The organism is Paenibacillus sp. Y5S-9 (assembly GCF_036894235.1).
GTDB lineage: Bacteria > Bacillota > Bacilli > Paenibacillales > Paenibacillaceae > Paenibacillus.
Window position 1 is genome coordinate 2,137,347 of the sequence record NZ_CP145887.1, and the last position, 25,766, is coordinate 2,163,112.

23 protein-coding genes are annotated in these 25,766 nt (G+C 46.3%); 15 read left to right on the forward strand and 8 right to left on the reverse strand.

Features of this window, described 5'->3' with window-relative positions; all coding sequences use genetic code 11:
- Nucleotides 1-33: 33 nt before the first annotated feature.
- The 6 genes from yfkAB (at nucleotide 34) to V6669_RS09635 (ending at nucleotide 4,525) form a co-directional block, all read left to right on the forward strand.
- Entirely contained in the window at nucleotides 34-1,170 is a 1,137-nt protein-coding gene (gene yfkAB / locus V6669_RS09610; protein WP_091032604.1) for a radical SAM/CxCxxxxC motif protein YfkAB, read from the forward strand.
- A 46-nt stretch (nucleotides 1,171-1,216) separates the two neighbouring features.
- Nucleotides 1,217-2,569 (forward strand): hemolysin family protein, encoded by a 1,353-nt coding sequence (locus V6669_RS09615; RefSeq protein ID WP_338593278.1) that lies wholly within the window; start codon nucleotides 1,217-1,219, stop codon nucleotides 2,567-2,569.
- A 282-nt stretch (nucleotides 2,570-2,851) separates the two neighbouring features.
- On the forward strand, nucleotides 2,852-3,091 hold the full coding sequence (locus tag V6669_RS09620) for a spore coat associated protein CotJA (RefSeq protein ID WP_017689526.1): 240 nt from the start codon (nucleotides 2,852-2,854) through the stop codon (nucleotides 3,089-3,091).
- Nucleotides 3,081-3,356 carry a spore coat protein CotJB gene (locus V6669_RS09625; RefSeq protein ID WP_036669913.1) on the forward strand — a complete coding sequence of 92 codons (276 nt, stop codon included), beginning with the start codon at nucleotides 3,081-3,083 and terminating at the stop codon, nucleotides 3,354-3,356. Before V6669_RS09620 ends, V6669_RS09625 begins: the two co-directional genes overlap by 11 nt.
- Nucleotides 3,357-3,454: 98 nt before the next feature.
- A complete protein-coding gene (locus V6669_RS09630) occupies nucleotides 3,455-4,024 on the forward strand; it encodes a manganese catalase family protein (RefSeq protein WP_036669914.1) in 570 nt (189 codons plus the stop codon).
- A 192-nt stretch (nucleotides 4,025-4,216) separates the two neighbouring features.
- Nucleotides 4,217-4,525, forward strand: a complete 309-nt coding sequence (locus tag V6669_RS09635; RefSeq protein WP_338593285.1) for a hypothetical protein — start codon at nucleotides 4,217-4,219, stop codon at nucleotides 4,523-4,525.
- 264 nt (nucleotides 4,526-4,789) lie between these two features.
- Here V6669_RS09635 and V6669_RS09640 read toward each other — a convergent pair whose 3' ends face one another.
- From V6669_RS09640 to V6669_RS09655, 4 genes are all read right to left on the reverse strand, one after another.
- A complete protein-coding gene (locus V6669_RS09640) occupies nucleotides 4,790-5,782 on the reverse strand; it encodes a 3-oxoacyl-[acyl-carrier-protein] synthase III C-terminal domain-containing protein (RefSeq protein ID WP_338593289.1) in 993 nt (330 codons plus the stop codon).
- A gap of 54 nt (nucleotides 5,783-5,836) precedes the next feature.
- Nucleotides 5,837-6,187, reverse strand: coding sequence for a hypothetical protein (locus V6669_RS09645; RefSeq protein WP_091032592.1), 351 nt, complete (start codon nucleotides 6,185-6,187; stop codon nucleotides 5,837-5,839).
- Between the two features lie 187 nt (nucleotides 6,188-6,374).
- Nucleotides 6,375-6,743, reverse strand: a complete 369-nt coding sequence (locus V6669_RS09650) for a carboxymuconolactone decarboxylase family protein (protein ID WP_338593294.1) — start codon at nucleotides 6,741-6,743, stop codon at nucleotides 6,375-6,377.
- 12 nt (nucleotides 6,744-6,755) lie between these two features.
- Entirely contained in the window at nucleotides 6,756-8,387 is a 1,632-nt protein-coding gene (locus V6669_RS09655) for a thiamine pyrophosphate-binding protein (protein ID WP_338593297.1), read from the reverse strand.
- Between the two features lie 414 nt (nucleotides 8,388-8,801).
- Here V6669_RS09655 and V6669_RS09660 point away from each other — a divergent pair, with 414 nt between their 5' ends.
- Nucleotides 8,802-9,773 (forward strand): Gfo/Idh/MocA family oxidoreductase, encoded by a 972-nt coding sequence (locus V6669_RS09660; protein ID WP_338593300.1) that lies wholly within the window; start codon nucleotides 8,802-8,804, stop codon nucleotides 9,771-9,773.
- 178 nt (nucleotides 9,774-9,951) lie between these two features.
- Here the strand turns inward: V6669_RS09660 and V6669_RS09665 are convergent, their stop codons facing one another.
- Nucleotides 9,952-11,670, reverse strand: a complete 1,719-nt coding sequence (locus V6669_RS09665; RefSeq protein WP_338593302.1) for a methyl-accepting chemotaxis protein — start codon at nucleotides 11,668-11,670, stop codon at nucleotides 9,952-9,954.
- A gap of 295 nt (nucleotides 11,671-11,965) precedes the next feature.
- Between V6669_RS09665 and V6669_RS09670 the strand changes: the two genes are divergently transcribed.
- From V6669_RS09670 to V6669_RS09705, 8 genes are all read left to right on the forward strand, one after another.
- The gene (locus V6669_RS09670) at nucleotides 11,966-12,652 is read left to right on the forward strand and encodes an HAD hydrolase-like protein (protein WP_338593304.1); all 687 of its coding nucleotides are present in this window, start codon (nucleotides 11,966-11,968) and stop codon (nucleotides 12,650-12,652) included.
- A gap of 205 nt (nucleotides 12,653-12,857) precedes the next feature.
- On the forward strand, nucleotides 12,858-13,748 hold the full coding sequence (locus V6669_RS09675; RefSeq protein ID WP_338593306.1) for a sugar ABC transporter permease: 891 nt from the start codon (nucleotides 12,858-12,860) through the stop codon (nucleotides 13,746-13,748).
- 51 nt (nucleotides 13,749-13,799) lie between these two features.
- Complete coding sequence (locus V6669_RS09680) at nucleotides 13,800-14,669, forward strand: carbohydrate ABC transporter permease (RefSeq protein WP_338594890.1); 870 nt, start codon at nucleotides 13,800-13,802, stop codon at nucleotides 14,667-14,669.
- 104 nt (nucleotides 14,670-14,773) lie between these two features.
- Nucleotides 14,774-16,525 carry a sensor histidine kinase gene (locus V6669_RS09685; protein ID WP_338593309.1) on the forward strand — a complete coding sequence of 584 codons (1,752 nt, stop codon included), beginning with the start codon at nucleotides 14,774-14,776 and terminating at the stop codon, nucleotides 16,523-16,525.
- Nucleotides 16,526-16,536: 11 nt separating this feature from the next.
- Nucleotides 16,537-18,141, forward strand: coding sequence for a helix-turn-helix domain-containing protein (locus V6669_RS09690; RefSeq protein ID WP_338593312.1), 1,605 nt, complete (start codon nucleotides 16,537-16,539; stop codon nucleotides 18,139-18,141).
- 133 nt (nucleotides 18,142-18,274) lie between these two features.
- Complete coding sequence (locus tag V6669_RS09695; protein ID WP_338593314.1) at nucleotides 18,275-19,672, forward strand: sugar ABC transporter substrate-binding protein; 1,398 nt, start codon at nucleotides 18,275-18,277, stop codon at nucleotides 19,670-19,672.
- A 68-nt stretch (nucleotides 19,673-19,740) separates the two neighbouring features.
- Nucleotides 19,741-20,076 carry a cupin domain-containing protein gene (locus V6669_RS09700; protein WP_310334030.1) on the forward strand — a complete coding sequence of 112 codons (336 nt, stop codon included), beginning with the start codon at nucleotides 19,741-19,743 and terminating at the stop codon, nucleotides 20,074-20,076.
- Entirely contained in the window at nucleotides 20,073-21,995 is a 1,923-nt protein-coding gene (locus V6669_RS09705) for an alginate lyase family protein (RefSeq protein WP_338593319.1), read from the forward strand. Before V6669_RS09700 ends, V6669_RS09705 begins: the two co-directional genes overlap by 4 nt.
- A gap of 67 nt (nucleotides 21,996-22,062) precedes the next feature.
- On the opposite strand, the gene V6669_RS09710 is transcribed toward V6669_RS09705, so the two are convergent.
- The 3 genes from V6669_RS09710 to V6669_RS09720 are packed head-to-tail and all read right to left on the reverse strand — an operon-like array spanning nucleotide 22,063 to nucleotide 25,756.
- Nucleotides 22,063-23,241, reverse strand: coding sequence for a YheC/YheD family protein (locus V6669_RS09710; protein ID WP_338593321.1), 1,179 nt, complete (start codon nucleotides 23,239-23,241; stop codon nucleotides 22,063-22,065).
- A 35-nt stretch (nucleotides 23,242-23,276) separates the two neighbouring features.
- Nucleotides 23,277-24,383 (reverse strand): YheC/YheD family protein, encoded by a 1,107-nt coding sequence (locus V6669_RS09715; RefSeq protein ID WP_338593324.1) that lies wholly within the window; start codon nucleotides 24,381-24,383, stop codon nucleotides 23,277-23,279.
- Complete coding sequence (locus tag V6669_RS09720; RefSeq protein ID WP_338593327.1) at nucleotides 24,383-25,756, reverse strand: YheC/YheD family protein; 1,374 nt, start codon at nucleotides 25,754-25,756, stop codon at nucleotides 24,383-24,385. The genes V6669_RS09715 and V6669_RS09720 overlap by 1 nt, the downstream gene beginning before the upstream one ends.
- Nucleotides 25,757-25,766 lie beyond the last annotated feature (10 nt).

Below are 25,766 nucleotides of genomic sequence, written 5' to 3' on the forward strand. Positions count from 1 at the left end.
TTTAGGTTAATAAAAGGAATAAGGTGAAGAACAATGACCATGCTAAACTCAGGATCGGTACAACCGATGCCTTTATCGCCGACCAATGATCCGTGGGATCCCATCGGCTCTCTGCGTACATATGGACGCCATGTGCTGACCAGTGTAGAAATGACCGTGACACATCTGTGTAACATGAGGTGTGAGCATTGTGCCGTGGGAGATATGCTTACGATGCGTGAAGCGCCGGCTCTTCCGCTCCCTCTGATGCTGAAACGATTGGATGAAGTGGAGCATCTGCAGACGATTAGTCTGACGGGTGGCGAGCCAAGCTTTAGCCAGAAAACAGTGGATGAGATGATTATCCCGCTGCTCAAATATGCCAAGGAACGTGGAATACGTTCCCAGATCAATTCGAATTTAACGCTGGATATCAGCCGGTATGAGCAACTTTTACCTTATCTGGACGTTATGCATATCTCATTCAACTATCTGAATGCTGACGATTTCCATCAAGTTGGATTTGCCAATAGTGGCAGACCTGTGAAACGTGAAGTAGCGGTGAAGATGTATGAGAAAATGATTGAAAATTCACGCAAACTGAGTGAAGCAGGCATGTTTATCTCTGCGGAGTCGATGATTAACTTCCGTACGCACGACAAGCTGGATGGTATTCACCAATTGATTCGTGAGATGGGCTGTGTTCGTCATGAAGTGCATCCGATGTATAACTCGAACTTTGCTTCGTCGTTGCCAGTGTTATCACTGGACCATATGAGAGCAGCGATTCATCGTTTGCTTGATGTGCGTGACAAGGATATGTGGATGCTCTTCGGTACCTTGCCATTCTTCGCGTGCAGTGCAGCAGAGCAGGATCGGGAACTGATCAATCGTTTATACAGCGAACCAAATGTGACGGTACGTAACGATCCGGATGGACGCAACCGCGTTAACGTCAACATGTTCACGGGTAATGTGTATGTGACGGATTTCGCGGATATCCCGGCGTTTGGCAACATTCGTGATCGTAAACTGGATGATGTGTTCCATGAATGGTCAGCTGAACATCCGTTGAATCAGACGGTTAACTGCCATTGCGATATTGCATCCTGTTGCGGACCAAACCTGCTAGTGGCAGATATGTATTACAAGGGTGTGGATTTCAAATCAAGAAAGGCAATCACACGTTGATATTCCAGGTGTATTCCTGAAATAGATAGAAAAGGGGAGTTTCAACTTGGATATTCATACCGAATTTCATCTTGGGCAGCTGGTATTTAATCTGGTCTGTGTCTTTTTGCTCGTATTTTTGAATGGCGTATTTGTCGCAGCGGAATTTTCCCTTGTGAAAGTAAGGCAGACACGCTTAACTCAATTGCAGAGTGAAGGAAATCGTATGGCTGGTTACGCTCTGAAGGTGAATAGTAAACTGGATTCCTATCTATCGGCAACTCAGTTCGGGATTACGCTGACATCGCTTGGACTCGGGTGGCTGGGAGAACCAGCCATCTCTGAATTGCTCGTTGAGCCTCTCATGTTTAAGCTCGGTGTAGGAGATACAGGGCTTATTTCGACCGTGTCGGTCATTATCGGTTTCTGTATCATTACGTTTCTGCATATTGTGCTGGGTGAGCTTGCGCCTAAATCGTTGGCAATTCAAAAAACAGACGGAGTGGCATTGTTTTTATCTGCGCCCTTGCTGTTGTTCTACAAAATCTTCTTCCCGTTCATCTGGGTACTGAATGTATCGGCTAATGCATTGCTGCGTCTGGCGGGTATCGAACCTGCCAGTGAAGGAGAAGCTCACTCGGAAGATGAACTTCGAATTTTGATGAAGCAGAGTGCCAAAAGTGGTGTCATCGATAAAGATGAGATCAAACTGATGGATAACATCTTTGATTTCTCTGATATGCTGGCACGTGAAGTGATGCTGCCACGTACAGACATGGATTGTCTGTACACGCATATGTCTTTGGAAGAGAACCTGGAGATCATTAATGCAACCAAACATTCCCGGTATCCCGTAGCAGTAGAAGACAAGGATGAGATCATTGGATTTATACACATCACCGATCTGTTGCTGGCTAAACCGGAGCAACAGCATGATCTGGCTTCACTCGTCCGTCCAATCTTAAACGTTCCTGAATCCATGGAAATCAGCCATGTGCTGCGTCTAATGCAGAAGAAACATTCACAGATGACGCTGGTTGTGGATGAATATGGCGGCACAGCTGGATTGCTGACTGCGGAAGAAATTCTGGAAGAGATCGTTGGAGACTTGTATGACGAGTTTGAGGATGAGCGTCCGCATATGGAACGCAGTGGAGATTCATTTTCCATTGATGGTCGTTCGCTTATTGAAGAAGTTCATAAGTGGACCGGAGCCATCATTGAGGATGAAGAAGTGGATACCATCGGCGGATGGTTGTTTAAAGAGCTTGGGGGCAATCCAACCAAGGGAAAAACGCAAGAGCTGAATGGTTACGTTTTTGAAGTGGAAGAATCCACTCGCTTGCGAATTACCCGGGTTCGAGTGTACAAGCAATCTGCCCCTCAAGACATGAATTCGGAAGAAAAACCAGCAGAATAGAACTCGTTGCAGGAGCAAGATAAGACGAGCAAAAGTATGAAATGACGCAGATTACGAAAATCTGCCAGGATATAAGACCTTTGGAAGTTACCTGAAAGGGGAACGAACCGAAGGTCTTTTTTTATTTTAAATAAGAATTTGGAGAAATTCTGCACATAGTTGAAACGAATTTCGGATTAACTTGGGGGACAGCGTCATATGGTTATAGAGACGGGAAACTGGAAGGAAGGACCTCAGTAATATTAAGTTGCACCAACGATGTATTATAGGAGGCGTTGTTCTGTGAAAGATCCGCAACTTCGTGCTTACGCCCCTTTTGTGGGGCCGTTTGATCCTTGTCCACCAGTAGAGATTCGGACGTATCTGGTACCTCCGCAATTATTTATTCCATTTCAGCCTATGGGTTGGCCACAGTACAGTCCGGCAGAAGCATTAAGAGTGGGGACGTTATGGCCTGCATTATACAGCCCTTATACACCAGCGAGATCGAAGGGAAGGAAGGTGGATGTGGATGGAACCTGAAGGAGCAAAAGCGTGCGATACCCAATACTATGAGCTGCTGGAGGAGCTTCAGGCTCTGGATTTTGTATTAGTGGAGCTGAATCTGTACCTGGACACCCACCCTGGGGATTATCAGAGCATAGAGCAATATAACAAATTCACGCAAGAACGTACGCGGGTGGCGCAGGAGTTTCAACAATTGTATGGACCCCTGATGAACTTTGGTCATGCCTTCTCCAAATATCCGTGGGAATGGTCTCAGACGCCCTGGCCATGGCAAGTGTGACACATCAGCCTCAGGCTTCCTTGCATGACTTTAGGGACAGGAAGCCCGAGGGTTAGAAGAATGGCTGTTTTTTGATAACGTAGAGGGAGGCGTCTTACATGTGGGTGTATGAGAAAAAACTGCAATATCCCGTAAGGGTTAGTAAATGTGATCCTCGCATGGCGAAATTGCTGATGGAACAATATGGCGGTGCCGATGGGGAGTTGGCCGCTGCCCTTCGATATCTGAATCAGCGTTATACGATTCCAGACAAGATTATCGGTCTGTTGACGGATATTGCTACAGAGGAATTTTCTCATCTGGAGATGATTGCCACCATGATCTACAAGTTGACCAAGGACGCATCAGTGGATCAACTGGAAGAAGCGGGACTTGGGCCGAACTATGCTCAACGAGATTCTGCCTTGTTTTATACCAATTCCTCCGGTGTACCCTTTACAGCTGCCTACATTGCTGCAAAGGGTGATCCAATTGCGGATCTCTACGAGGACATTGCAGCAGAAGAGAAAGCCCGGGCTACATATCAATGGTTGATCGACCTGACCGATGACGTGGATCTGCAGGATAGTCTGAAGTTTTTAAGGGAACGCGAGATCGTACATTCCTTGCGTTTCCGGGAGGCTGTAGAGATCCTGAAAGACGATCGGGAGACAAAGAAGATTTTCTGAACGTTTGGTATAAAAGCAGAAGTCTGGCAGTCCGATAGGGCTGCTTTTTGCTTTGAAAAGATAGTATTATTAAATAATTAATTTTAAAGTAAATTACACATAATTATATATTTTACAAATATTGTTGTTAAATCCACTTACATATTATACAATAAACTTGTAGTTAAAAAACCTATTTAGGAGATGATCATTTTGAGACTTAGTAAAGTTCTTATTTTGACTGCATGTTCCTTTATTCTGACCACATCCATTTCAAGTGCAGGCGTGTCTGCGGCAAATATTCAACCAAATACCAGTACAAGTGTATCAGACGTAGTAACTCCTATGCTTGAAAGTAAAACTTTTTCTGTAGTGCATTATTACCCTGTAGGTTTTGGAGTACCAAAATATCTTACGGACTATAAAACGCCAGACGGCTATGTAGGAACCTTGGTGTTGGTTAGTTATCATACGGTGGATGGAATTGTTGCTGCAAGATACGAAGGGACCGTTTACAGATAATCAGAAATGGTAGATTAAACCTTCTAGTATTTAAATTCTTATAACAACCAATTTATAATAAAATTGAAAGTAGCAATTCCAAGATAAAATAATTTGGACTGCTACTTTTCACTTTTAAATCATATTTATTGTGTAATAATATGTAAGTGATAATTTTCACAATTGTAGATGTTTAATCTCCAATGATAGGGGGAGAAAAAGGAGAAAATAAAATCCTCCCTGGTATACTACTGGGGAGGGTTTTATTGAATTTGAAGTGTTTACCTAGTATTCAACCACCATGGCAACATTTTGCCATCCGGCTCCAACGGTCCAGAACAGAACTTTGTCACCACGCTGAATCTGACCGGTTGTAACCGCTCGATGTAATGCGATGAATGGACTGCTGGTTGAGGTGTATCCAAACTCATCTCCGATATAGACGGCAATATCATCACCAATGCCGACGTTCTCGGATACAGCCCGAATGTTACTGATGGATAGCTGGGAGAAGCAGGCGGCTCTGATCTCATCTGGTCCAATCTCGTTACGTGTCAGCAACGTACGAATGGACTCCGAAGCGGCGTCCACACAGATCGAATCATCAAATGGGATGAATTTCACATGAAAGGCACCTGCATCCACACCCGTTTTGCCCAGCTTCGCCAAGCCTTCAGCAGGAAAGAGTGAATTACCATACACACAGGTATCCGTCTGATAGATGGAATCAATGAAACCGACAGCATGTTCATCCCGCTCTACAATAACCGCCGCTGCTGCATCACCGAAATTGGCGAAGTATACGGGATCATCGGGACTGGCGTGAGGAGCCACGTAATCGGAGCCGATGATTAATGCCCGGCGAATTCGAGGATTGCCCAGCATCTGCCGGCTAACCTGTTCGAATGCAGCGGTCATGCCTGCGCAGTTGGCGTTACTGTCAATACAGATCGTGTGGGAAGCTCCGTTAATCAGGCGATGAATCATCAAGGAATTCGTAGGAAAGATGTATTCTGGCGTTTGGCTTGCATAAGCAATCAGATCAATATCTGCACCGGTGAGTCCGGTTTTCTCCAGTAGGTTACTGGCTGCCTCAAAGGCCATGCTTAGTGAATTTTCGTCATCGTTGTCAATTTTATAACGTGTATCACGACCAAGTGCCTTTAACAATCCACGAATATCTACACCTCTTGCATCAAAATGTTCAATATAAAAATCATTGTGCACCTTGGTTGCAGGATGATAGATATCGATATCTACAATACGAATTCCGGCCATCTTCATTCTCCTCTTGAGCGGAAGGGTGAATTCACAGCTTGTCCGCCTGGTTTATTAAGTGGTAACGGTAGATATGATTTCGAGATTGTCCAGGCCAACAGACCGACCAAGTCGGGACAATTGCATTTTTAGAATCGCGTTGTTCTCGAGGGTCAACACGACTTTTTTATATTCATCTTTTTTGAACATTTGAAGGCAGCCTTCCAGAAGAGGAACAATCTCTGGCGCAGTAACATTCAACTTTTTGCAATCGATGTTCAGGTCATACTCCTTGGTGTTAAGAGGAGCGATCGTATCCTGATATGCCGAAATGGAACGCAAACCGTCTTCTTGAGAGAAAGAACCCTCCAGTTCAATGTTTAACACCTTGTTCGGAACGTCAGTCTTCAGAATGAAATTTCCCATGCTTGATCTCTCTCCTTTAAATGAGTTAAGGCTATCCTGCTAATGGATACACAGCCCCATAGGAACTCTGCTGAAAGCTTCTAAGATGAGAGCTGGTTCGAAGGATAATTTAACCATATTATAAAGGTAGGAATGTAAAAAGATCAATAAAAAAGTCGAATCATGTATAAAAATGTAGAAAAGTGAATTACTGTATTTCATCCAAGGTAGCAAGCAAAATATTAAATGCGCTAATAATGCGTGGAGCACCCACACAGGGTGCCAGATGTAGCAATATTCCCTTGAGCTGATCCACCGTTACTCCCACGCTCAGAGCCATCGTGTAATGCACTCCTAATTGTTCATACTGTCCTTGGGTGATCAACGAAGAGATGATAGCAACTTCCTTCCATTGATCCGTAATCGTGGTGCGCTGAAAAATATCCCCGTATGCTGTCCCCATAATAAATTCCGACAATTCGGGAAAATGTTCTTTGATGGGTGCAAGGGCTTTTGCGCCGTACTCACCAGAAAGTTTTGCGAAACGGTCTAGTCCCTGAGCTACATGTTCACTCATGATCTGCTCCTCCTAATTCAAAGTTACGGTGCGGTGAGCCGTGGGTGGAATTTCATCTCGATCGGTCAGAAGCTCAATAACAGTTACCTGATTCAACGTCTGGGCTGTGTTCAGCGCAGATGAGAATTCAGCAAGGGTTTCTGCTCGATACGCAACCGCACCGAGAGATTCGGCGAATTTGGCTGCATCCATAGGAACTTCATATAATGTGCCATCAATTCTGCCTGTTGTTTTTTCCATTCCTTTGAGTGCCATGTCCAATTGTTTGTTGTTAACGACAATGAAAATGACATTCAGGTTGTTGCATACCGCAGTATTGATCTCCGTCCCCAGCATCATGAAACATCCATCCCCGGTGATACATACAATGGTCTCTTCAGGTGAAGCGGCCTTTGCACCTATCGCCATACCAATGGCGTTACCCATGCAGGCAAAGTACGCGTCAAACACAAAGCTGCCTGGTTTCTTGACTTTATATCGCTGAACCGCATGGAATCCATGGCTGCCATCATCAACAAACAGCTTATGATCGTAAGGAAGAAGTTCACTCATCCCGTCCAGCACAGAAGCCAGAGACAGGCGGGGCAGATCTGGTAATGGGACAGTGTAATCCATGGGTGTCGTGGTTCTCACAGGAGTAGGGAGGTCTTCTAATGTGCCCAGCAAATATTGCAGGTTGACCTTCAAATCACCGGTGATATGTAAGGTTTGAGCGCTCAGAATCTTGCCTACAAATGTAGGATCAGCGTCAAATTGAATGAGGTGTACCGGATGATGTTCAGGCTTCAGATTGCAGAGGGTCATGTCACTCAGACGTGAACCGAGTACGATATAAAGGTCACTTTGGTTCAGCATGTCGTCTGCATGCGGGAAACCTCCAACACCACAAGGTCCATGGTATAGGGGATGGTCCCACGCAATCGCTCCTTTTCCACCAGGAGTAGTAATGACGGGAATGTTGAACGATTCGGCCAAATGAAGCAATTCATCATGGGCTCTGGCGCGACTTACACCTTTACCAGCAATAATTAAAGGGCGGTTGGATTGTTGAATGAGAGGAAGAATGCGATTCAGGTTAGATACGCTAAGCAGAGGTTCCGGTTCGGGAATGACAATCCGGCATTGGGATAACAATTCAGTCTGTACGTCAAAAGGCATACAGAGGTGAACAGGGCCTTTATTGGGGCCGAGTGCAATGGAAAGGGCATGATTCAGCAGTGTGCCGAAGTGATCTCCACGCTCAACCAGTTTGCTGAATAGCGTAGCAGGCCTGAACATCTCGGCCAGATCAGCCAGATAGGAAGAAGAATCCTGACACTGGGGGAGCCCCAGTTCCTGAATGGATTGATGACCCGTAATAAACAGTACAGGCAGATTGTTGGCCTTTGCATGGGCTGCTGCAGTAAGCAGATTGGTTCCGCCTGGGCCGGATGTGGCAAAGGCAACGCCGAGCTTACCTGTCTGTAATGCATAACCGGATGCGGCAAAACCTGAGCTGGATTCATGACGGCCTGGAATGAACTCTAATCCGTAATCCACCATTTTCAGGACAGCAGGACAGATGGATTTACCAATAATACCAAAGACATGAGTAACGCCTAGATTACGTAGAGTTTCTGCCAAATAGTCCGCAACTGTTCTCATGCGGGACACCTCGCTTCATGAAATAGGTTATTAGAACCATACGCATATTCCATTTGTTGAATGCAAGTTACTGTCTAAGGTTGTAAGAGGAAATATTCATTGTTATTAGGAAGAGTATCTTTTTTTGTGGTTTTTTGTCAACCTGTTTTTGTGAGTCTAAATTCCTGATTCTTAAGTTGGTAACGCTTTAAGTGTTGCTGGATAAAGTAAAAATAATTGGTTATATATACCTGAAACGAATTACCCAATCGCAACGGAGTTACAAATAATGTAAAATGATGACTGTAAATGATGAATTTCAGCCACTAATAGCGACTTGAAAGTTTGAGATTTATCTTTTTTCGTATCAACGCATCATCGCATTCGCATTTCTTTGCTTTCTGCTATACTGGAAAGGAATTGGGAGGGGATGGAATGACAATCATCAAGATGGCTCTGATTGGGCTGGGTAAAATGGGACTACATATGGTTCATCTAATCGAGAATACAAAGATGGATACAAAGATTGAGATTGTAGCGGTGTGTGATGCGAATGAGGACGGTTTGGCGTCTTTTGCAGCTTCTCATCGGGGAGTTAGGACGTATACGGATTACAAGCAATTAATGAATGAACATCAGATTGATCTGTTGTATATTGCAGTTCCGCCGAAATTTCATTATCCAATTGTCATTGAAGCGCTAGAGCGCAAAATTCATGTGTTCTGCGAGAAACCGCTTGCCAATAGTGTAGAAGAAGCCAAAGAGATGCTGGGTGCAGCGGAGCAGGCGGGCGTTGTTCATGCCATCCATTTCTCGATGCCGCATGAACCTTCCGTGCTGAAGTTGCAAGAGATGATTAAGCAGGGTACTGTGGGGGCCGTTCGCAAAATAGATCTGATTCTGCAATTCCCGCAGTGGCCACGATCATGGCAACAGAATGCTTGGATTACGAGCCGGGAACAGGGTGGATTTATTCTTGAAGTAGGGATTCACTGGATTCATATGATTCAAAAGGTGTTTGGTGCCATCCGGGTAGTGAGCACTCAGGTTCAATATCCTGAGAATGGAGACTGTGAACTAGAAGTACAGGCTGCAATGGAACTGGAAGACGGGACTCGAATTCAGCTAAATGGCATCTCTCAATTTGCGGGGGAAGAACGTGTATCCATGGTGGTGTACGGTACAAAAGGCACAATTGCTCTGGAAAATTGGGAGGAATTGAAGACCGGTATGGTGGGACAGCCACTGTCTCGAGTAGAAGTGCTTGAATCCGCGAGTGAATTGCCGGTTCTTAAACATGTCATTGCCCGTATACAAGGCAAACCAGCTAAGATATATGATTTTAACGATGGGTATCAGGCACAATTGGTACTTGAAGCGTTGCGGAACAGGGAACAATCGAGATAAGAAAAGGAGTGCTTAGGGTTTTTCATATGAGGTGCCCGGTGCACCTTTTCCTGATTCAGCTCTCCTTAATACAAAGAAGCATCGCAGAGGCTCGGGTGAGTCTGTCTGCGATGCTTTTTTCCTTTGTTTTGGTGCAGGATAGAGCTATATAGACATTCTATCGGTATGTTGATTCAGGTCACACCAGCTTGAATCGCTTAACCAGCTGATCAAGTGCATCGGACATTTCATTCAACTGCTTGGACGTGTCAGACATTTCCTGCAGAGAAGCAAGCTGTTCCTCCGTCATCGCAGATACTTCTTCCGTGGCTGAAGCAGTATCCTCCACAACAGCCGATACTTCATTGATGGACCTCATCACGGCTTCACTACCGGAAGTCAACTCCTCGACAACAGCAGATACTTCCAGAACTTCACCACTGAGGTTATGAATATGCTGAGTAATGGTTGAAAAAGCATTACCTGCATCCTCAATAGTCCGCAACCCTTCATTCACATGTAGAGTGCTCTCATCGACCACCTGCACCGTACTTTGAACACCTGTTACCACGGTTTCCAATATACTTGTAATCTCTTTGGCTGATGTTGCACTTTGGTCTGCAAGATTACGGATTTCCGCGGCAACGACAGCGAAGCCGCGTCCATTTTCCCCAGCGCGGGCAGCTTCAATTCCGGCGTTAAGTGCAAGCAGATTGGTTTGTCTTGCAATACCCGACATTGAATCTGCAATGTTGATCACTTGATCAGACATCTTCGAAATTTCATTAATGGCTCCCTGTACAGAGAGGAAGGATTGCTCAATGGAACTCATTTTACCTACAGCATTATCAATGCGCTGTTGCCCATCCACGGCAATGGATTCGGTACGAACTGCACGGCCTGCCACGTCACTTGCCGAGGAGGCGACACGATTAAGCCCGTTGAGGGATTGTTGCATCGCAGCTACCATGGTTTGCGTAAGAGCAACCTGTTCATCAGCGCCTTCAGCCACGCGTTCCATGGCAGTGGCAACTTCTTTTCCTGCAAGATGGCTATCGGCAACCCCTTTATCCAATCGATCCGAAGCTGTGCTCAGAATCATGGCATTGCTCTGAACGTCCAGCATCATTTGCTGCAAACCAGTGAGCATTGTATTGGCTGCCTCCGCGAGTTCACGAGTTTCGTCTTTCATTGGCGTAGCGATTCTCAGTGTCAGGTCGCCATTGGAAGAACCGATGTCATTTAATGCCTGCTTCACGGTACGAATGTTTCTAACAATGGCACGTGACAGGACCAATGCAGTGATGAACGAGATGATGGCCACAACGATAAGTGCCCCATACAGTTCCAAGTTCAGTAGTGTGTTTTTTTGCTTCAGCGCTTCTGTACGGTTATCAGTTAACGTGTGCTCGTTGGTTCGAAACGTATCGAGAGCAGTGCGAATCTGGTCCATGTCTCTTTTACCTGGATCATCTGCGAAAAAATCTCGAATGGCCTGCGTATTATTTGCTTGGCGAAGGGCGACCACAGGTTCACCAGCGACCTGGACCCAGTTCTCCATAGTAGTATGTATGTCTTCCAAAAGTGCAAGTTGAGCCGGATTATCCGAAATTAAAGCCGCAAGTTCATCTCTAAGTGTAATAAGTTGCTCTTTTCCCTGGGTGTAAGGATCGAGGTAATTGTCCTGACCCGTGATGATGTAACCGCGTTGACCTGTTTCCATATCTACCATGTTTCTTTCGAGTTCATAGGTGAGGGCATGTACCCTCATATCGTGATCGACCAGAAAATCCAGTTCCCGTTGGAGCTGACTTGTGCTGTTCTGAATCAGCAGGATGCAACCAGCCAGTACAGCCAGTACAAGTAAATATCCTAATCCGATCTTATAAAAAATCTTAAAGGTCTTTCGCTTTTTCATGTTTGTTATTCCTCTCTATGGGGTATATGTAGTTGTCGAAAAAACCGGAAATGTGATAATTGTAGGTCTTTAGATTAGGTGTCTAAAGTACTATTTTTTTAGTATTATACGTAAAGAAACTTCTTTTGTATATAGTTTGTTGAACTACAATATAACGTTCGGTTGATGTTGTATAAGGTTGGGGTTGATGATCTTTTACATTCGTTGGTTTACACGTTCAAACGTTATGTTTATCATGGGAAGGGAACGATTCCAATTACATATACAATATCCCAATCCGAAAGGAACATTGGACATGAATAAAGAGAAGGTTTTGCTCAAACCGGAAGCGATGATTTTTGACATGGATGGTACGCTGTTCCAGACAGAGACCCTGTTGTTGCCAGCTTACCAGCAACTATTTGATACATTGCGTGCCGAAGGGCATTTTGAAGGAGAAACTCCACCCGAGGAACGGATGCTGGGAAGTTTGGGCATGTTGCTCGAAGATATATGGAAAGTGGTTATGCCTGAGGCATCGGAAGCGGCACATCGCCGGGCAGACGAACTGTTGCTTCAACTGGAGATTGAAGGGCTTGATCAAGGAGGTTCCCAATTGTATCCGGGTGTGAAAGAAACGCTGCAAGCCTTGAAACAACAAGGAGTGCGTCTTTTTGTCGCAAGTAACGGGCTGGAGGACTACGTAAAGGGTGTAGCGTTTGCACACGAAATCATGCCTTTCTTTGAAGGGGTATATAGTGCAGGCCAGTACAAGACTCCTTCCAAAATTAATCTGGTGCAGATCCTGCTTGAGAAACATCGTATTCAGGACGCATGGATGATAGGGGATCGCTCTTCTGACGTGGAAGCTGGTAAAATGAACGGTCAGGCGGTCATCGGCTGTGCTTATGCCGGGTTCGGTCGTGATGAGGAGCTTGCGGGCTCAGATGTGCTCATCTCTGATTTTACAGAACTACTGCGTCTGTATGATGAAGCAGAGTAGCCTCTACGCTGCATACGTATACTGAGGTTTAAGATTACGAACCACATGATATGAACCTGTAGACTCAACGGAAATTCGTTGAATACAGGTTTTTTTGTTTGGTCATGCAGTCACATTCTCCCCTGTAGAAAGTTGATTTCCCTATCCCGCTTTCCTTCATATTCCCTCTATAATTCATTCAAAAGCTATAGGGGGTCCGATTCTGGTGAAACCATCCAAAATACATGCCTATATGTTCATCTTTCCAAGTCTTTTTCTAACTCTTGTATTCGGGATCTATCCGCTGTTATGGGCGCTGCGTTACATGTTCTATGATTATCAAGGCATCGGGACGCCTGTCTTTATCGGGCTTGATAATTTTGGACGCATTTTGCGTGACGGGCAATTCTGGGATTCTGTAGGCAACACGGGTGTGTATGCCCTGGGCAAACTCGTCGTTACAATTCCACTGTCGTTAACTCTGGCGATTATTTTGAATCGTAAATGGAGAGGAAGATCCCTGTTTAGGGCGATCTATTATCTTCCCACTATCTTTAGCGCTTCGGTCATGGCGATTGTATTCTTTATTATTTTCAACTCCTACAACGGAATATTGAACCAATTGCTGCTTAAGTATCATGTGATCTCCGAATCCATTAGCTGGCTGGGGGCTGAACATGCCATGCTAACAACCATCATCATCGCCATCTGGGGGGCTGTGGGCAACTATATGTTGTTGTTCATTGCGGGTCTTCAGAGCATTCCTGAAGAGCTTTACGAGGCGGCATCGCTGGATGGAGCGAGTGAGTTTCAGAAACTGCGGAATGTAACGATTCCGTTGCTGGGTCCTGTCTTGCAGATGATCATCATGCTGGCAATTACCACGGCACTCAAAGGTTACGAGAGTATTATGGTGCTGACCGAAGGGGGACCGTATGGCAAAACAGAGGTGATGTATCTGTATTTGTTCAAACTGTTGTTTCCCGTGTCGGCTGACACACAATCACTCCAGCAGCTCGGTTATGGCAGTGCAGTCGGTTTCACAACGGCTCTCATCGTAGGGGCTGTGACGCTCATTTACTTCCAGATATCCAAAAAGCTCAACGATGTCTATTAAACTGAAAAACAGACTTTTTGAACACGTATAAATTATCAGGAGGAAACGATGATGACTCAAAACGTGCTTGCGCCCTCAGGGTCTCCCCAACTCATTCGCTGGACCAAACGAACGGTACTTTGGCTGTTTTTGATCGCAATCGCTCTGCTGTCGCTGTTCCCCATCATACTTGTATTACTCGGTTCCTTCAAAACGAACCAGGAATTGACCGGAGGAGCCACCATCTGGCCGAAGATTTGGCAGTTCTCCAATTATGCTCAGGCTTGGCAAACCGCCAATTTTTCGGGTTTTACGATTAACAGCGTGTTTGTTAGCATCAGTACAACAGTTGGCACGCTGCTGGTAGCTTCGATGTCAGCCTACGCTGTGGATCGAGTGAATTTCAAAGGTAAAAAGGGATACACCCTGCTCATGGCATCTACTCTGTTTATTTCCATAGGCGCGGTTGTGCTGCGTCCGCAATTTGACCTCATGGTCAAGCTGGGACTGAATACCACGTTATGGGGCGTTATTATTATACTGATCAGCGCACATGCTGCCACATACTTTATTCTGATTGGTTTCTTCAAGAGCATCCCGCGCGAACTGGATGAAGCGGCGATGATTGATGGCTGTAATTTCTTCACCACATACTGGCGAATTATTCTTCCACTCCTGCGGCCAGGACTCGCCGTTGCAGGTCTGGGTGTATTCCAGAGTTCATGGAATGAATATATTCTTCCTTTTGTGTTCACCATGAGCAATCCGGACTTACAGACTTTGCCCGTTGGGCTGGCTAATCTGCGATATGGCATCGGAGCTGCGGCTGAGGTCCAACTGATGATGGCCGGAGCCTGTCTGTCCATTTTGCCGCTGCTCATCGTTTATATTTTTGCTAACAAATCATTCATGCAGGTGACCTTGGGAGCTGTGAAAGGATAGGCGTGAGCATAGTCATGGAAACGGTTTTACGGGTAATTCCACTGTGCTATACTCATTTTAATTCACAGCGGACGGGCCAAGCCGTGTTCAAGGAGCGAGCGCCGATGATATTCGACTTTTATAAAATGTCCCTGAAAAAAAGAATACAGCTGCTGTACATTTTTCTCGTTGTCTTATGCATCAGTGTGACCGGGATATGTTCTTATCTCTTTGCTGCACGAAGCATTGAGCAGAATGCACTTGAACTGAAACAAAGCATTCTGAACAAATCAGTGCAGGTTATGGATGAACATCTAAGGCACATTGTTGTATCATCTTTTTCTTTTATGCTCAATGAAACGTTCACCCAGGTCATGAAGGACGTGGGGAAAAATAACACATCTCATTATTATCAGAATCTCTCGCTGCTGCAAACATCGTTTGCTCAATTGAAGCTCGTAGAGCCACTGATTGATACCGCATATCTGAAAACACCTATCGGTGATTTTTTCTCGACCAAAGATTTTCCGAATCGCAATCACTCGTTCGACAGGGAATACGGACGCTATGTGAAACTGCAAGGCTGGAATACGATGTGGTTTGGTTCACATCAGAGTCAGTTATTTCAATCCCGAGGAAATGTGTTATCTCTGTTGCTCAAACCCATTGTGATCGATAATCATACCTATTCGAATGTATATATGGTCGTCAATATGAAGGAAGAGGCGATGCGGGACATTCTGACGCAGGATCTCATGAATAACCAGATTCAACTGTTTTTGCTGCACAAAAACGGAAATGAAGTCATTCGGCCCAGGTCCCGAAATTACGATTTCATTATGGAGCCTGACTTTACACAACAGTTTAGCCGTGACGATGCTGGGGATTTCACCTACAGGAACGATCAGGGGGAGGACATGCTTGTTAACTATTCGGCATTGTCGATGAACGAGGATTGGGTCATGGTAAGTGTACAGTCCAAGGCTGACTTGTTGTCCCCCCTCCAAAAGATACGCTGGCTGATCATCCTGATCATGTTGTTTTGCATTTTGCTCGCACTCGGGTTGTCCAGGCTGCTGGCCTCCGCTCTGCTGAAGCCACTGAACAAACTGCGACGCTTGATGGTTGAGGTGGAGTCTAATGATCTGGATGTACGGTTTCGCAGCAAGTATGACGATGAAGTCAGCGCTGTAGGGCATCGTTTCAACCGGATGTTGGACCAGATTCAGATTCTGTTTGAAGAAGTACGGACAACGGAGCAAGACAAACGGCGGTTTGAAGTCAAGGCGCTTCAGGCGCAGGTTGATCCTCATTTCCTCTACAATACGCTTAATACGATGTTCTGGAAAAGTGAGAGCGGAGAGAAGAAGGATGTAAGTGAGATGATCGTCTCCTTATCCTTATTATTCCGTCTGGGCCTGAATGATGGTAAAGACATCACCAGTGTGGAGCAGGAGATCAAACATGTCGAACAATACATGCAGCTTCAGCAAAAATGTTATGAGGATCTGTTCGTTTATCGGATTGAGGTGGGGGACCCCTCTTGTTACGCTGTTGATATTTTAAAAATATTACTTCAGCCCTTGGTCGAGAATTCCATCCTGCATGGATTCAATGACAAAGAAGATTTGGGCATTATCCTGATCCGCATTGATCGTCAGGGTGACACACTACGGCTGGAGGTGGCTGACAATGGATGTGGTATGGATGTAGCCAGTATCTATGCTGATGATGTTCCTGACGGGGGACGCAAAGGTTATGCCCTATCCAATCTCCATGGCAGATTAAGCCTGCACTACGGGGATGTGGCCTCAATTGTATTTCATAGCAGTACAGATGTGGGAACAACGGTTGTTATCACGATTCCGATCACCTGAGGAGGGGCAGTATGGGCCAATTGACGATGTGTGTTATGGATGATATCCAGGCAGTTGTAAAGGGCATATCTTCAACTATTCCGTGGGAGGATCATCAGGTTCGGATTGTAGGCACGGCGGGCAATGGAGAGCGCGGTTGGTCCTTGTTGCTGGAGCAGCAACCCGACATCGTGATTAGTGATATCAGGATGCCCAAGCTGAGCGGGCTGGAGCTAATGAAGCGGTCATTGGATGCCGGACTGCGGGCCAAATTTATTTTTATCAGTGGTTATTCGGATTTTCATTATGCACAGGAGGCCATCAAGCTGGGTGCATCCGATTATTTGCTCAAACCGTTTACCCCTGAAGAAATACTCGGTGCGGTGTTGAAGGTAAGACAGGTGATTCAGGAAGAACAAGCACAGTGCAAACAGTTGGAACAGTTGGAGCAGAAGGTGGAGAGTAGCAGCCAGTATGAGCGTCACAGCTATCTACTGGGCTTGTTGCGTCATGAAATCGGGGGATTCCTGAATGAAAGTCGCTGGAACGAGCTGCATATTGATCTCGATTCCTCCAATCTTCTCGTCATGGTCATCGAGGTGGATGGTTATACGCGATATGGATACACGATGCATCTGGATGCCGAAATCGTTCCTTTTGCGGTCCAAAATATTGTGGGAGAAACCTTAAACCGCTATACCAAGGGCGTTGTTTTACGGGAAAACCGATACCGGCTTGCAGCCATATTTAACACACCAAGCCAGATCGACGTCTCTGAGCTACTGGAGCAATGCCGCCAAAATGTGGAGCGATTCAGCAAAAAAACAGTCTCAATTGGTGTTGGTACGATTGCCCGCAGACCACAGGAAATCTGGACGTCCTACGCACATGCAGATCAGGCGATATCCTATCGTTTTTACAGTGAAGGAAATTGCATCCTCCAGTATGCTGAACTGGCGAACCAGGAATGTGTGGCTCCGGTATATCCTCTGGAGAAGGAGAAAGAGCTGTTTTATGCCCTGAAATGTGGTAATGAGAGTACCTGTCACCACATCATTGATGAGATTCTCGAAGAATGGCAGGTTTCCGAAGGTTTTCCCGAGCCACTCACGATGATTCGTTTGCTGTCGGGACTCGCTTTTGCGATCTACCGTGCCTTTTGTGATGAGATTACAGCAGAGGAACGCTTGCGTCTGGAAGCAGACCTGACAGTGCTTGAGGCGATGCGTTCCTTGACGTTTGATGGCTGGAGAGGATATATCAAACATTTTAGCAGTATGGGTTGCGAGATTATGGACAAAAAACGACTCACCGATGTCAAACAGGCGATTAGCAAGGCGCAGGAATATATCAGTCTGAATCTTGCAGAAAATCTGACGCTGCATGCCTGTGCCCAATCCGTGCATTTAAGTCCGAGTTACTTTGCCAATGCCTTCAAAAAGGAAACGGGCATAACGCCGATTCAATATATTACTAAGATGAGGATGGAAAAGGCAAAAGAGTTGCTGGTTGCAGGCGTACAGGTGCAAGAGATCTGCCAGAGGCTGGGTTATGAGGACAGGCCTTATTTTAGCGGTTTATTCAAGAAATACTGCGGCATGACACCAACCTGCTTCCGGCAAATGTATGAGAATTGAAACCGATACGGATCGTCATTTTTCCCACCATGCAAAGTCAGAATGTCCCTCACCTCCATGAAAGCGTAGCGATTATCATTACGTTAACGGATAACCAAACGGGTTGTCCAGACAAGCATAAGGGGGCATATCAATGGTTAAAAAGTGGATGGTGACTACGCTAAGTGCATTGCTGGCGCTAAGTTTGGCAGGTTGTTCTGCTGATAGTGGTACTTCGGCAAATAGCGAATCGGGGGCCAGCGGGGAGAATGCCGGAGGGAAAACCAAAATCATATATTGGACACCGGACCGCCATGATGCTGATTTTATGAAATCCAAGATCGATGAGTTCAACCAGACGAACAAGGACAACATTGAAGTGGAGATGACCGTGATGGGGGACAACTATCCACAGGCGGTCGATATTGCTTTTGCCAGCAAGCAGGCACCCGATGTGCTGCAAGTTAATGATTTTCAGACCTATTATCAGAAGGGGTATCTCGCCCCCATCGATGGATACATGAGTGATGAGATGAAGGCCGTGTTTAAAGACAGCTTGATTGAAAATAAAAACACGATTGATGGAAAAATATATTCCCTCCCCAATACAGGGCAGGTCTGGCGGCTTGTGTATAACAAGGATATTTTCAAAAAGGCAGGGATCGAGAGTCCGCCAAAAACGTTGGCTGAGATGGTTGCGGATGCCAAAAAAATTACCGAAGTTGGTAAAAGTGAAGGCATCTATGGTTTTGCCAGCCCGTTCAAGAGCAGCAGCGGTTTCTGGAGAGCAGCCAATACGATTGCAGGTGCAAGCAATAATGTTGGTATTGATGGTTACAACTACAAGACTGGCCAATTTGATTTTGGGATGTACAAGGATATCGCAATGGCACTTCGTCAGATGAATCAGGATGGCAGCATGCTGCCAGGTGTTGAAAGTCTGGACATCGATCCGCTCAGAGCCCAGTTTGCTCAAGGTAAAATCGGAATGTACATTAACCACTCCGGTGAACCAGGTGTATATAAAGATCAGTTTCCTACCAAAGAAAATTGGGCAGCCGCTCCTGTACCAACTAATGATGGAACGATCAAGGGCGCTTCGCAAGTCATCGGGGGCTCCTACATCGGCATCAATGCAGATTCTGCCAACAAGGAAGCGGCATGGAAGTTTATGGAGTATGTGTACAGCACAGATCTTCAGAGTGAGTATTATGAAAAGGGATACGGAATCTCACTGATTCCTGCTGTACTAAGCTCTGACAAAAAACCAAGCATTCCGGGTATTGAAGGTTTCCTGCCCAAACGTTATGATGCCATTTTCCCGGCAAATCCAAGTGTGGTGACCGAGAGTTCACTGGAAGGAAATAAATGGAGCGATGCATTCTCCATCTATGTATTCACGGGTGGTGATCTCGATAGTGTAATCAAGGATCTGGATACGAGATACAATGCAGCTCTAGAGAAAACCAAAGCAACAGGGCTGACCAATATAACTGCTGATCCATCGTTTGATTCTTCCAAACTTCAGGGTAAATTGTCCACAGAAGACTAATAAACGTTCATAGCGGCCGTGGTTTAATCACTTCGGTCGCTTATTCACAAGGAAAGGGGAAAAGCAAAATGATTATTAATCATGCGTCGATCGATGCACATATCGTGAACGAAACGAGTTCCCGGAAGATCTTGGGTATGGGCGGTACATTAATGATGGTGGAGGTTACCTTTGCTAAAGGTGGTATTGGAGAGGTTCACTCCCATGATGCGCACGAGCAGGTCAGCTATATCGTCAAAGGCAGCTTTGAGGTACAGGTCGGTGAAGAAATTCGCATCTTAAAAGCAGGGGACAGCTTTTATGCCGGTTTTAACGTCCCGCATGGGGTCAAGGCACTGGAGGACTCCGTCATTCTGGATGTGTTTACCCCGTTCCGTCAAGATTTTCTTGAGGCGTCCCAATGAGCGATTTTTACCTTTCGGCAACGGATCTGCAACAGGCTGCCCAATATTATGAAAAACATTTTCCGGAAGAAGCCCGAAATTCGCTCACGATTGCCAATCGTGCCATCCTGAATGAATTTATCGTTCCTTATACCAACGATCTGAATCGCTGGATTCCGATGGGGACACCCGTGGACTGGCTTCACAATCCGACCGATGATCTGGAGTTCACATGGGGCATCAATCGACACTGGCATATGCTCGATCTGGGAAAGGCATATCTGATGAAGGGCAATCCGCTATATGTAACAGCATTCATTGACCATTTTCGCAGTTGGAGGCAACAGAACCCTGTACCTGTAAATGTGGTTTACGACGAGGCCGTGTTCTTTCAAAAACCCGGTCCATGGCGCCTGCTGGAGACGGGACTACGCGTGCAGTCCTGGATATCGGCATATAAATATATGGAAGCGAGTCCGCTGCTGGACGAAGGTTTTCAGGCGGAGTTTCGTCAAGGTCTGGACGAGCACGCCGAGTTTTTGACCCGTTACCTCGGCAGTACGGAAATCAATCATGCCATTATGCATATGCAAGGCTTGTTCATGATTGCTACGTTCTACCACCATCACCCGCGAAGTGCATACTGGCGTCAAGTGGCGATGGAACGTCTTGAGCTGTGTTTGTTGCATCAGTTGGGTGAAGAAGGGATACAGGTTGAACTGACAACACATTATCACAATGCCAGCATCGAAATGTTTGGCACGCCTTATCGGTTGGGCGAGATTTCAGGGCATCCTTTCTCGGCATGGTATGCCCGCTGTCTGCGCCATATGGCTGCATTTACTGAGGCGCTGATTCGACCAGATCATCAGTCTACCGGTATTGGTGATTCGGATTGGGTTGGTGATGGACGACAACGACTGACCTTGCTTGGAGCGATCCTGGACGATGATGATTTGATGGCTCGCGGAACAGATAGCTCAGAGTGTCTCTGGTTGCTAGGTGTGGAGAAATATGAGCGATGCCTCCGACTACAGGCTGCTTCTTCTCCGGCGTTGTCGAGCCGAGCCTTTCCGCAGACAGGATATTATGTCATGAGGGACAAGTATCAATATCTTTTTTTTGATGCAGCTTCCATGGGCGGAGCACACGGACATGCGGATGCGCTGAATGTGGAGTGGATGTGGAAGAACCAGCTTTTCTTCACGGACACCGGACGTTACACGTATGAAGAAGGGGAATGGCGGAGGTATTTCAAAAGTACACGGGCGCACAATACCGTCACGGTGGATGGTCTGGATCAGACACCTTATCTCTCCACACAGCAATGGGGTGAGCCGGAGGCTCAGGCCACAACGCTACGTTGGGAGAGCAATGACAGCTATCACTTCATTGATGCTTCACAGGATGGATATACGCATTTGCCAGATCCAGTTACACATCGTCGGTGGATGCTGGCAGGGGCCGAAATTCCTATATTATTAATTGTAGATTGGCTGGAGGCAGATGCAGAGCATACGCTGGAGCAACGTTTTCACCTTCATCCGCAAGCGGATATTACACTGGGAATGAATGAAGCTGGAGAAATGACGGCGGATATGAGCTATGAGGCATCTTCCATAACGCTTACGATGCAATGGGTTACGGCAGGCATTGGGAAGGGAGCCTTCGAGTTGACGGAGCAGCCCGGCTGGGTATCTGAGGTGTATGGTTCCAAGTCGGAAACATCGGTCATCCAGGGCAAGGCTGATTTCTCAGGTAAAGTAGGTATTCTGACGTTGTGCCTGCCCGCGGATCACACAGACCAGGTTACACGTATTACCACATGCCAACTAGAACCTGACCTGATGAGATTGACATTATCTTATGTGCAAGGTGAGGAAAAAGGGTATATTGTGATTGACAACGACACGCTGCAATGGACGAAAGAACAGAAATAAAAAAACAGTGAAGCAGGAGCAGATGCTCGCACTTGGCGAACATAGACTCCTGCTTTTTCTAATCCATTCACTTGACTTTCCTTTTTCTTTTTACTCTGGCGGATTTTTGCGAAACGGGCTTGGGAATGGCTGACTTTTTGGACATTCCGGGAGGTTTGTTGCGATATACCCATAAGGCGTACTCCAGCGGTTGAGTGATGGCTTTATAATAGATATCCCGCTCCCCGATGCGAGCGAATACTTCACGCGCAGGTTTGGGATTAACTTCAAGCAGGTAGATACGTCCGCTTCTGTCAATCGCCAAATCCAGTGCCAGCTCACATAGGTCCCCATACGTATCTTCCAGAAACGAAGCAACATCAATGCCAAACGTCTCTGCAGTTGTGTTAATTTCTGCCCGGAGGTCGTCATCTTCGATCCATTGCTTCATGAGTCGGTTCATCGCTATTGCCTGACCGCCGCCATGCAGATTGGAGGTCACGCTTTTTTCTGCACCCATGCGTCCAGCACATCCAGTAAGCTCCCATTGTCCTTCACCGTTTTTCTGAACGAGCATGCGATAATCATGCACACGTCCATTCGGAAGCTGAAGTTGAATGCCCTTTTGTACAAGATACTTGTCTTTCATGTTCCAGTGCTGGAGCAACGCGCCAAGTCGTGATAAATGAACTTTACGTGGAGTTATGATACGACGCTTCTGATCCCGCCCCTGAACAAGCACCGTATTCGCTTCGCTACTGCTGCGTTCAATGCGCAGTATACCACGTCCGCCTGTTCCATTAATGGGTTTGAGGTAGACCAGAGAAGAAACTTTGAGCATCCGGTTTACATCGGACATATCTTGAAATAGAGCGGTTTCCGGCAGGTGTTCACGAAAGTTGGCTTTTTGTAAAAGGGTCTGGTGGATGGTCCATTTATTGCGCAGTGGCCTGTTCAGAAAAAGCAGATGCCCATATTTCTCACGAAAGGCAAGCAATTGCTGGAACCTTCGGTTACGCTGAATCCGGCAACGATCAAAGATCAGGTCCGGGAATGATCGCCACTCCCTGGACCAGCCTTTTCCCTCATGAAAAACCATGGCTTCGATTTGTTTGCCGCCGGGGTGTACGTCGGCTGGTGTGAATACATAGATATCGAGTCCCCGCTTGCGCCCTTCAAGAATCATTCTGCGATAAACGCTTCGTTCTTCAAGAGCGCGATGTTCATTTAAGTACAACGTCATAATGCCCAGAACAGGTGAGGACACAAACAATCACCTTCTTTTTGCAGTATTCCTGTCTATCATCGTTTGGACTGACGGGCAAGATAAGCGCTGTAGTGAAATATACGTTCCAATGACCGCCGTCTGATCTGTGGTTCATCAAACTTCATGGGCTTTGCATTGGCTTCGAAGAACCAGAGTTCCCCCAGGTCATCAATGCCCAGATCCATGGACATTTCTCCGAGCGTGTAACCTGATCCCCGTTCTACCTGTCTTGCGATCATTAATGAAGTAGATTTCACACGTTTCATAAGGGTTGTAGACATTTCTTCGCCAAAAAGATCGGTCAGCAGCTTCTCAGGGTCTTCTACGCTCCCGCCGCGTGGCACATGAGTTGTAATGCTGCGGGAGCCAGCAAGTCTCGCTCCTACACCCGTTACGCTCCATTGGCCCTTGGTGTTCTTTTGTACAAGAACACGCAAATCGAAGGGGCGTTTACGAGAGGATGCCAGTTCAATGCCTTGTTGCATGATATAGGGCGTATGTCCGGTTTCTTTGCGAATTCGTGCCCATAACTTGGCAAGTGTAGCTGCTTTATAGGTCGTGCTTCTACGTGTGGTTTGTATTTTGAGTCGATAAGGAAGCCGTTCTTTTTCCTGGAATTTAAGCATCATGATTCCTTTGCCAGCTTTGCCGCTCTCGGGCTTAAGGTACAGATAGGGATACGCCCGTAAAACGGCACCCAGAGAAGAAGCACTTCGCATCCGCCGAGTGTAAGGGATCAGTTGCTGAGTCGATTTGGACTTCTTGAGCCATTCGAACAGATCCCATTTGTTAAAAAAGAATGGGTTATACAGTTCGATTCCTGATTGCATGCATTCGTCAATTTTGCGCTGAACGGAAGGTTTTCCTTCGTCTTCCCGGTTGGGAATACGATTGTACAGAACATGGGGAAGGGGGAAAGGTTGTGAAACCCACTTTCCACTCCCCTTGTTGTACGTATATCCTTTCACGGTGGGACCACTCACGTTCAGATCCCGTACAGTTACAATGTACACCACGTATCCCATGCTCTCGCCTGTCTGTAAGATATCCTGAAAATTTTGATGATTTCCCCTGAACATGCGCTGTTTATCATGCATGGTCAAAACAGCAATGACAGGTTTGAAATCATCATGGAGGGTCATCAAATCTCTTCCTTCTTCCGGAACTTGCTCAAATACAGGCAGTGTTCCAAGATGTGCTCCACCGACGATTTGCCCTCCACCCGGAGTGAAGGGTGACGGAAAATGGAGCGCCCGGGTTTGGCGTTCGCTTCGAACATCCATACATGTTCCTCCTGATCAATGCCCAGATCAAAGCCAATCTCACCAATCAGATGCTGGTGCTGGGTTTCAATCGCCTGGGCCAGTGTAATAGCGACGGATTTGGCCTGCTGAAGAACTTCTCCCGCACGATCGCCGAAGTTGCGACTGAGCGCCTGCTCAGGAGTCATTAGGGAGCCGCCATTTTTGATGTGTGTTGTGACGCTGCCACGTCCTGCCTTTTTGGCTCCAATCCCGACAACAACCCATTGATTGTTACCGTTTTTGTGCATGTGAAAACGGAAATCAATTGGACATTCATCAATCTCAATTAGACGTATTCCCTGCTGAACTACATATCCTCGTAGCTGTTTGCCATGTCTACCCTGAAGCATGCGCATCAGACTGTTGAAGGAACCAAAACGCAGGAGTGCATTACCGCCTTTTTTGCGATAACGTGCGAAATATCCGCGTTTCGGCGAATAAGTCAGGCGGTAGATCCCGTTCCCCAGACTTCCTGCAGTAGGTTTATAGTAAACGAACTGATGGCGTTCCAACATTTCCTTCATCTGTTCAACGGACGGATTGGTAATGGATTCTGGGATATACCGTCCTGCTGCCGGCTCGTTCTCCAGCAACGTATAGATATCCGATTTGTTGAAGAAGCTCCAGTTGAAAAACGGAATTTTTCGGCGAACAAATCGTTCCCGCAGCTGGTTGATGGCTGGTGAGAAATCTGAACGACGGCTGGGTAACCGGTTGTAGACGACATCGGGCAGAGGTACCGTTCTACGGGTGAAGCTTCCGTTTTCATTCAGAAAAAAACCGGATACCGTCTCATTCTGCCAATTGATATCCCGGGGAGTAAAGGCATAAATATAAGATTTTCGGCTGCCTTCACGGAGTAACTGTTTGATGAAACCAGTACGGGAACCGAATGGATTCGTGCTCGTCGCAGGCCCATCAGAGAGTACGCCGATCAGTGGACCTAACTGGACCTCATCATTTTGCAAATTCCGGAGATAAATACTGCCCCGTTTGGGAACGTTCATCATATTACGGATACCTGAAGCGAGATACAGATGTTTACCTGCTTTTTTGATTGGTTTGATCGTTGCAGGTACCCGGTCACGCCCGAAGCGAAGGTGCACCGTTTTTTTGCCGGACAGGTTGAGGCTCTTCATTAAAGCGTTGGATACATAAACCACTTTATCCGGTTGCTTGGTGAAATGCAGATTGCAAAAGGTCAAACTCATGATTTATCCT

Coding starts and splice junctions, on each gene's coding strand:
- V6669_RS09650 (WP_338593294.1), bottom strand. CDS start 6,743: ATGAGTGAACATGTAGCTCAGGGACTAGACCGTTTCGCAAAACTTTCT.
- V6669_RS09715 (WP_338593324.1), bottom strand. CDS start 24,383: ATGACCCTCCATGATGATTTCAAACCTGTCATTGCTGTTTTGACCATG.
- V6669_RS09695 (WP_338593314.1), top strand. CDS start 18,275: ATGGTTAAAAAGTGGATGGTGACTACGCTAAGTGCATTGCTGGCGCTA.
- V6669_RS09630 (WP_036669914.1), top strand. CDS start 3,455: ATGTGGGTGTATGAGAAAAAACTGCAATATCCCGTAAGGGTTAGTAAA.
- yfkAB (WP_091032604.1), top strand. CDS start 34: ATGACCATGCTAAACTCAGGATCGGTACAACCGATGCCTTTATCGCCG.
- V6669_RS09625 (WP_036669913.1), top strand. CDS start 3,081: ATGGAACCTGAAGGAGCAAAAGCGTGCGATACCCAATACTATGAGCTG.
- V6669_RS09645 (WP_091032592.1), bottom strand. CDS start 6,187: ATGGGAAATTTCATTCTGAAGACTGACGTTCCGAACAAGGTGTTAAAC.
- V6669_RS09640 (WP_338593289.1), bottom strand. CDS start 5,782: ATGGCCGGAATTCGTATTGTAGATATCGATATCTATCATCCTGCAACC.
- V6669_RS09680 (WP_338594890.1), top strand. CDS start 13,800: ATGACTCAAAACGTGCTTGCGCCCTCAGGGTCTCCCCAACTCATTCGC.
- V6669_RS09655 (WP_338593297.1), bottom strand. CDS start 8,387: ATGAGAACAGTTGCGGACTATTTGGCAGAAACTCTACGTAATCTAGGC.
- V6669_RS09670 (WP_338593304.1), top strand. CDS start 11,966: ATGAATAAAGAGAAGGTTTTGCTCAAACCGGAAGCGATGATTTTTGAC.
- V6669_RS09720 (WP_338593327.1), bottom strand. CDS start 25,756: ATGAGTTTGACCTTTTGCAATCTGCATTTCACCAAGCAACCGGATAAA.
- V6669_RS09685 (WP_338593309.1), top strand. CDS start 14,774: ATGATATTCGACTTTTATAAAATGTCCCTGAAAAAAAGAATACAGCTG.
- V6669_RS09660 (WP_338593300.1), top strand. CDS start 8,802: ATGACAATCATCAAGATGGCTCTGATTGGGCTGGGTAAAATGGGACTA.
- V6669_RS09665 (WP_338593302.1), bottom strand. CDS start 11,670: ATGAAAAAGCGAAAGACCTTTAAGATTTTTTATAAGATCGGATTAGGA.
- V6669_RS09690 (WP_338593312.1), top strand. CDS start 16,537: ATGGGCCAATTGACGATGTGTGTTATGGATGATATCCAGGCAGTTGTA.
- V6669_RS09700 (WP_310334030.1), top strand. CDS start 19,741: ATGATTATTAATCATGCGTCGATCGATGCACATATCGTGAACGAAACG.
- V6669_RS09705 (WP_338593319.1), top strand. CDS start 20,073: ATGAGCGATTTTTACCTTTCGGCAACGGATCTGCAACAGGCTGCCCAA.